7 protein-coding genes are annotated in these 7,362 nt (G+C 69.4%); 4 read left to right on the forward strand and 3 right to left on the reverse strand.

Going from position 1 to position 7,362, the window contains the following annotated elements; all coding sequences use genetic code 11:
• On the forward strand, positions 1-355 hold a 355-nt coding region (locus AC08OX_RS12650), incomplete at its 5' end, for an NADPH-dependent FMN reductase (protein WP_476608002.1).
• A 464-nt stretch (positions 356-819) separates the two neighbouring features.
• On the opposite strand, the gene AC08OX_RS12655 is transcribed toward AC08OX_RS12650, so the two are convergent.
• Both AC08OX_RS12655 and AC08OX_RS12660 read right to left on the reverse strand, forming a co-directional pair.
• Complete coding sequence (locus AC08OX_RS12655; RefSeq protein ID WP_476608003.1) at positions 820-2,103, reverse strand: L-2-hydroxyglutarate oxidase; 1,284 nt, start codon at positions 2,101-2,103, stop codon at positions 820-822.
• A 136-nt stretch (positions 2,104-2,239) separates the two neighbouring features.
• Positions 2,240-4,126: a glycoside hydrolase family 15 protein gene (locus AC08OX_RS12660; protein WP_476608004.1), complete on the reverse strand. Its 1,887-nt coding sequence runs from the start codon at positions 4,124-4,126 to the stop codon at positions 2,240-2,242.
• Positions 4,127-4,455: 329 nt separating this feature from the next.
• Between AC08OX_RS12660 and AC08OX_RS12665 the strand changes: the two genes are divergently transcribed.
• Positions 4,456-4,854, forward strand: a complete 399-nt coding sequence (locus AC08OX_RS12665; protein WP_476608005.1) for a hypothetical protein — start codon at positions 4,456-4,458, stop codon at positions 4,852-4,854.
• Between the two features lie 11 nt (positions 4,855-4,865).
• Here AC08OX_RS12665 and AC08OX_RS12670 read toward each other — a convergent pair whose 3' ends face one another.
• Entirely contained in the window at positions 4,866-5,333 is a 468-nt protein-coding gene (locus AC08OX_RS12670; protein ID WP_476608006.1) for a PGPGW domain-containing protein, read from the reverse strand.
• Between the two features lie 342 nt (positions 5,334-5,675).
• Between AC08OX_RS12670 and AC08OX_RS12675 the strand changes: the two genes are divergently transcribed.
• Both AC08OX_RS12675 and AC08OX_RS12680 read left to right on the forward strand, forming a co-directional pair.
• The gene (locus tag AC08OX_RS12675) at positions 5,676-6,158 is read left to right on the forward strand and encodes a cation:proton antiporter regulatory subunit (protein WP_476608007.1); all 483 of its coding nucleotides are present in this window, start codon (positions 5,676-5,678) and stop codon (positions 6,156-6,158) included.
• A 28-nt stretch (positions 6,159-6,186) separates the two neighbouring features.
• Positions 6,187-7,362 (forward strand): cation:proton antiporter (locus AC08OX_RS12680; protein WP_476608008.1); only part of this gene is annotated, 1,176 nt, incomplete at its 3' end.

Raw genomic sequence — 7,362 nt, forward strand, 5'->3', positions numbered from 1 at the left:
CCGTCACACCACGCGACCTTCGCGCAGCCCTGACAGTTACCCGGCCGTTCTCAAGAATGTCATCGACTGGCATTACACCGAGTGGCAGGCGAAGCCGGTGGGTTTCGTTTCCTACGGCGGCCAGGCGGGCGGCCTGCGCGCGGTGGAGCACCTGCGCCAGGTTTTCGCCGAGCTGCACGCGGTCACCATCCGCGGTACGGTCAGCTTCCACGGTGCCTGGGACCGGTTCCACGCCGATGGCACGCCCAAGGATCCCGAAGGCTGCAACACCGCTGCCCAGACCCTGATCAGGAAACTCGCGTGGTGGGCGGTCGCGCTCGCGGAGGCCAGGGAGAAGCGTCCCTACACGGTGTGAACGGCGGCCCTGCGCGGGTCTGCCGGTATACCGCCGTCGACGCATCCCGACGGCGGTATACCGGTGTCCGGTCCCTCCGGACGCGCCGCCCGGGGCGGGGGAGCCTCCGCTCCGGGCGGCCGGTCCCACCACGCCATTGCGCCATCCTCGACCAGAGGCCACATCGGCCTCAAGGAGCGAGAGGGAATCTGGACCCTGTCCGGGTTGATCGCTCGAGGAAAGGGGAGGACCGTGTCCCGGGAGCTGTCCGACTTCCACGACTGGTTTGAACTGCGGAGAGCCGCCAATACCTGTGTGGAATCAAGCGGTCACGGCGACGCGTGCTTCGCCAGTAAATCGTTGAAAACCTCGACCGGCTTCGCCCATCCCAGCGTCTGCCGTGGCCTGGTGGGCGGCCGCGTCGGGTTTGATGCACGGGTTGCCGCGGGATTGTCAATCTCGGGCTTGTCGGTTTCTCAGGCCGGTCAGCTGGCCCGTTCAGGAACGATTTTGCTGACGATGTGCTCAGCGATCGCCAACGACGCCGTCGCGCCGGGAGATGGCGCGTTACGGACATGCACGACTCGTCCGTTGTGGGACAGGACGAAGTCGTCGACGAGGCTACCGTCGCGGGCGACGGCCTGGGCCCGGACTCCTGCGGGGCCACGAACCACGTCGGTGGCCCGCAGCTCGGGGACATAGCGCCGGGCCTCGGCGACGAAGGCCCGCTTGCTCGCCGTGCGCAGCATCTCCTTGGCGCCGGTCTTCCAGTGGGTCTTCGCCATCTTGTGGAACCCCGGCCAGGCGAGCGTCCGTCGCAGGTCAGCGCCCTGGACGGTGCCGACCGTGTACCCCTCTCGGGCAGTGGCCAGCATCGCGTTCGGCCCGACCAGGATCTCCCCGTCGATGCGCTTGGTGAGATGGATACCGAGGAAGGGATATCGCGGATCCGGAACCGGATAGATCAGCCCATGGACGAGGCCACGCCGCTCGGGGCGCAGCAGCCAGTAGTCGCCCCGGAAGGGAACGATCTGCGGGGAGGCGTCCTCGCCGGTCAGTGTCGCCACCAGATCCGACTGCAGCCCGGCACAGGAGATCAGCAGGTCGAACGGCCCGACGCTTTCGGAGACGACGGCGACCCGGCCACCGTTGCGGGACGCCATCTCGTGATTGCCGTTGGGCCGCGCGCGCGCGGTTCCGGCGACCGTGAGGCGAAGGTGGACGCCGGCTGGACGATCCTCCACCCCGATCACTTCGGCTCCGGTGCGCACGGCCCCGCCAGCGGCGACGATCTCGGTACGCAGGGCCCGCGCGACCCCGGGATAGTCGACGATGGCGGTGGTGGGTGAGTGCAGGGCGGCGACCCCGCGGGCATGGGGTTCGACGGACCGCAGCTCGTCGGCGTCGAGCATCCGGGTCCGCGGTACGCCGTTCGCCGTCGCCCGCTTCTCGATCTCGGCCAACCGTTCGAGCTCGCTGTTGTCGACGGCGACCACGATCTTGCCGCACTCGTCGTACCGGATGCGGTGCGTGGCGCAGAACTCCCGCAGCAGCCCGACCCCACGGCGGCACAGGGTCGCTTTGAGCGAACCTGGGACGTAGTAGAGACCGGCGTGGACGACGCCGCTGTTGCGGCCGGTCTGATGCCGGGCGATGTCCTGTTCCTTCTCGAACACCGTCACGGCCGATCCCGGTTCGACCTGCCCGAGCCGACGGGCGACCGCCAGCCCGAGAATTCCACCGCCGATCACCGCGATGCGACCTACCACGCCCGTCCCCTGTCCGTCCGTCGAAAACGTGAATCCCGATCACGCCGATCGTACGAATCCAGTATCGGCGTGCACGGTATGTTACGAGCCGGTAGTCAGCCGGGTGTCCCGCGGGCTCAGTCGGTGTCCCGCGGGCTCAGCCGAAGAAGTGGCCGGGCGGGTGGGCCCGGTCGGTGCGCGAGCGCGGTGTGCCGCGCAGCGCGTCGGTGAGCGTCCGCGCGGTGTTGACCAGGGGGACGTGGCTGAACGCCTGCGGGAAGTTGCCCGTCATCCGGCCCAGCCTGGGGTCGTACTCCTCCGCGAGGAGCCCGACGTCGTTACGCAACGACAGCAGGCGTTCGAACAGTTCCTGAGCCTCGTGGACCCGCCCGGACAGGGCGTAGTTGTCGGCCAACCAGAAGGTGCAGGCCAGGAAGGCGCCCTCGCCCGCGGGCAGTCCGTCGACCGCGCCGTCCTCGGCCGTCGGATACCGCAGGACGAACCCGTCCTCCATCAGCTCCCGCTCGATGGCGGCGACTGTTCCCACGGCGCGGGGGTCGGTGGCGGGCAGGAACCCCACCAGCGGCATGTACAGCAGCGCCGCGTCGAGTTCCTTGGAGCCGTAGAACTGGGTGAAGGTGTTGCGTTCGGAGTCGAACCCGCGGGTACAGACCTCCGCGTGGATCTCGTCCCGCAGCGCCGACCAGCGGTCGACAGGGCCCGGTAGCCGGGACTCGACGATCCCGCGTACCGCCCGGTCGGCCGCGACCCAGGCCATCACCTTCGAGTGGACGAAGTGGCGGCGGGGGCCGCGCACCTCCCAGATGCCCTCGTCGGTCTTCCGCCAGCCGGTCTCGAGGAAGTCCATCAGCTTGGTCTGCAGCGGCCAGGAGTCGTCCGCATGGCTGTCGGTGATGGTCTGCCCGCCGGGGAGCGCCAGCCCAGGCACGGTCTGGCGACGGTTGGCGACCGCGACCCGCGCGACATGCAGGGCGTCGAGGACCTCGCCGTAGACGTCGAGCTGGAACTGGTCGACGGCGGCGTTGCCGACCCGCACCGGGGCGGAGTTCTCGTACCCCGGTAGCCACGGGATCTCGTATTCGGGCAGCCGGCGTTCCCCGGCAACGCCGTACATGATCTGTACCCGGGAGGGGTCACCGGCGACCGCGCGCAGCAGCCACTCCCGCCATGCGGTCGCCTCGCTGGTGAACCCGGCGTCGAGCAGGGCGAGCAGCGTGATCGTCGCATCCCGAAGCCAGCAGTACCGGTAGTCCCAGTTGCGCACGCCGCCGATGTGCTCCGGCAACGAGGTCGTGACGGCGGCGACGATCCCTCCGGTCGGGGCGTAGGTGAGCGCCTTGAGGGTGATCAGCGACCGGCGGACGGCCGGCTGCCACTGGCCGTCGTAGGTGCAGCCCGCCATCCAGTCCGACCACCACGCCTCGGTGAGGGTGATCATGCGCCGGACGTCGTGGGACGGCGGGGGAGTCTGATGGGAGGGGGTCCAGGTCAATGAGAACGGTACCGACTGGCCGGCGGCGACGTGGAAGTCGGCGTAGGTGGCCATGTCGTGCCCCTCCATCGGGGCGGTCGTCCGCAGGGTGACCGCATCCGGCCCGGCCACCGCCGACATGGTGTGCTCGTCCACCCGGCGGACCCACGGCACGATGGAGCCGTAGTCGAAGCGAAACCGGGTCTCCGATCGCAGGTGGACCGCGCCTTCGAGGCATTCGACCAGGCGGAGCACGGTGTGCGTGCCTGCGCGGGGAAACATCGCGTCGACGATGCGCACGGTGCCGGACGCGGTCGTCATGTCCGTCTCCAGGACCAGCGTGTCGCCCCGGTAGCGCCGGCTGACGCCCAGGACCGGCTCGACGGGAGCGATCTTCCAGTGGCCCGCCTCGGAGTCGCCGAGCAGGGCGGCGAAGCACGACGGCGAGTCGAATCGGGGCAGGCACAGCCAGTCGATCGACCCGGTGCGCGACACGAGCGCCGCGGAGTGGGTGTCGCCGATCAGCGCGTAGTCCTCGATCAGGGATGGCACGACCTGTTCCTCGCTCCCATGGTCCACTGGTTGTGATCATCGCTGGATCGATGATCGTCGAATAATTGATGATCATCGAGGTCGATGTCATCGGGGTCGCCCGCCGTTGGGCGCGATCGCGGGCACAGCGCCGCCGGTCGACGGTGAACCGGTACGAGCACGCCGCGCAGCGGCGGGCCGGCGGTCACCCGTGGCGGAGGTCGCTAAGCCTCATGAGGGCGTTTACCTTACGGACCCGCTCGGCGGACTACGTTGGGGGTCCGGTCATGGCGGTGCTCCAGCCGTCGTCCGGACCAGATTTCCTTCCCCGATGTGACAGGACTCACCACGTGGCCCCACCGTCGTCACCTGCTGTCGCCCGTGCCGCTCGCTACCTGGCCGACCCTCGGCGCCGGACGATGGTCGTCGTGGCGGTACTCGCCACCATCGGCCTGATCGTTTTCGGGATCTACGCGACGTTGGACGGGCCGCCGCCGCAACAGGAGGCCGTCGTGTACTTCGCCCCGGGAGCCACCGAGGCGCAGAAGGACGCGGTGCGCGCCGCGTGCCCCTCGGTGGGCAGGGCCATCCAGCTGCCGAAGGACCGCAACCAGCTGGCCACCAGCCGGATCTATCCGCTGCGGTACGACGTCGCGAAGGCGTCGAGCGCCGACCGCGCGGCCCTGTACAAGTGTGTGTACGCCCAGCCGCACGTACTCGGAATCAATCAGGTCACCCAGGGCCAGTAGATTTTCGCCCATCAGGATCGACTCTTCTCCAGCTCCCGCCGGGCGAGGAGTTCGGCGGGCGTGGGCCGGCCGGCATCGCGGGCCTCCTTCGCCTGCCAGAGACTCACGATCATGGTGGTCAGGATGACGAGCCCACTGAGGATCAGGCTTCCGCCGGACCACCCGGAGGACGCGGGAAGGGTGTCGACCACGATCCACGCGATTCCCGCAGCGATCATCCCCAGCGCGAACAGAATCGTGAACGCCGACGAGAACCGGTTCGCGGCCGCCTGATCGGCGAGGTCGGCGGCCTTGCGTCGGGCCTGCTCGAAACGGCTGCGCGCCCACTCGTACTCCAGACTCAGGATGAAGAACCCGAGCGCCACGACGAGGAATCCCGGACCCGGCAGCGCCAACATCGCGATCCCGAGGCCGAGGACGCCGAGACCCAGTACGGTCAGGGCGATCCGGCGGAACAGGCGGGCGCTTCGGGTCAGCACGTCGGGTAACCCTCCTGAGTGGATCGTGGGCGGGGCGAGGAGAGGGTGCTCTACTGCGACGCTGCTCTACTGCGGCATTGTCCTACTGCGACGTTCTTCCGTCATAACGCGTCACGCAAGAACATCGTGGCGGGGATCTCCTCGACCTCCTCGACCGATACGTGTCGTGATGCCGACACGCCGACGGAGCGCGCGGATCCGCGGATCCCCGCGCTCCGTGGGGTAGGGGCCGGGCGGGCACACCGTCCAGGCGCGGTCGCGGATGGTTGACTACTGTGTGATGGGGCTGGTCATCTGGGCCTTCCTGGGAAGGCAGGCCATCGGAGCGCCGGAGAGGTTGCTGTGGAGATCGAGGAGACCGCGCTGCCTGGCATCGGGCTGCGGCATGACTTCGCGACGCGCAGCGGCCGCCGGCTCGGAGTCGTGTCCCATCATCACGGGCGCCGGGACCTCGTGATCTATGACGCGGACGACCCGGACGCCTCGCGTGAGTCCATCGCGCTGACGCCGGAGGAGGGCGACGTGCTCTCCGAGCTGCTCGGTGCCCCGCGCATCGTCGAGAAGCTCGCCGACCTCAACCGTGTCTTCGCCGGGCTCGTCGGTGAGCAGATCGTGATCCTGCCCGGCTCGCCCTACGTGGGCCGCGAGCTCGGGGACACCCAGGCCCGTACCCGCACCGGCGCCTCCATCGTCGCGGTCGTCCGCGACCAGCAGGTGCTCGCATCCCCGCGGCCGGACTTCCGATTCGAGGCCGGAGACGTCGTCGTTGTCGTCGGTACGCCGGAGAACACCGCATCCGTCGGTATGTTGCTCCGCAACGGCTGACGCGGGCAGGGAGGGCAGTCGGGACCGCGTGCACTCCACCGCGACGACCTTCCTCGAGCTCGGCGGGATTCTGTTTTGCCTAGGAGTCCTCGGGCACCTCGCGCTGCGCATCAGTGTCTCACCGATTCCCCTGTACCTGGTGGGTGGGCTGGCGTTCGGCCGGGGTGGCCTGCTGCCGCTCGGTGCCAGCGAGGAGTTCATCGGGGTCGGCGCGGAGATCGGGGTCGTCCTCCTGCTGCTTACCCTCGGTCTGGAGTACACCGCCGACGAGCTGCTGTCCGGGCTGCGCAGACAGGCGCCGGCCGGGGTGCTCGACCTGGCGCTCAACGCCACCCCCGGGGTCGTCGCCGCGTTCCTCCTCGGCTGGGGCCCGACGGCGGCGGTCGTTCTGGGTGGGGTGACGGCCATCTCCTCCTCGGGGATCATCGCGAAGGTGCTGGGGGACCTCGGGCGGCTCGGTAACCGGGAGACGCCAGTTGTTCTGTCCGTCCTCGTGCTCGAGGACCTCGCCATGGCGGTGTACCTGCCGGTTCTCACCGCGTTGCTGGCCCATCACACGTTCGTGCGCGGATCGCTGACCGTGGCGATCGCGCTCGGAGTCCTGGTGGCGGTGCTCTACATCGCGCTGCGGCACAGCGAGAAGGTCACCCGGCTGGTCTTCAACCCGAAGGCCCACCGCAACGACGAGATCCTGCTGCTCCGGGCCCTGGGGCTGGCCCTGTTCGTCGCCGGGGTCGCCCAGCGTATGCAGGTGTCGGCCGCGGTGGGTGCGTTCCTCGTCGGCATCGCCCTGTCCGGACCAGTCGCCGAGGGTGCAGAGGAGGTCCTGCGGCCGCTGCGCGATCTGTTCGCGGCGGTCTTCTTCGTCTTCTTCGGCATGCAGACCGATCCCGCTGAGATCCCTCCGGCGCTGCTCACCGGGTCCCTGCTCGCGATCGCCGGAGCCGCGACAAAGGTCATGACGGGATGGTGGGCCGCCCGCTCGGCGGGAATCGGGACCATGGGCCGGTTCCGGGCCGGGGCCGCCCTCGTCGCACGCGGCGAGTTCTCGATCGTCATCGCGGGCCTCGCGGTGGCGGCCGGCCTCGAACCCCGGCTGGGCCCGCTTGCCGCCTGTTACGTGCTGCTGATGGCCGTCCTCGGCCCGCTGGCGGCCCGGTTCGTCGAACCGGTGATCCGCACGGCTCGGCGGCTGCAGGCCGCC

It is taken from the genome of Frankia sp. CoBUL1, from assembly GCF_978021245.1.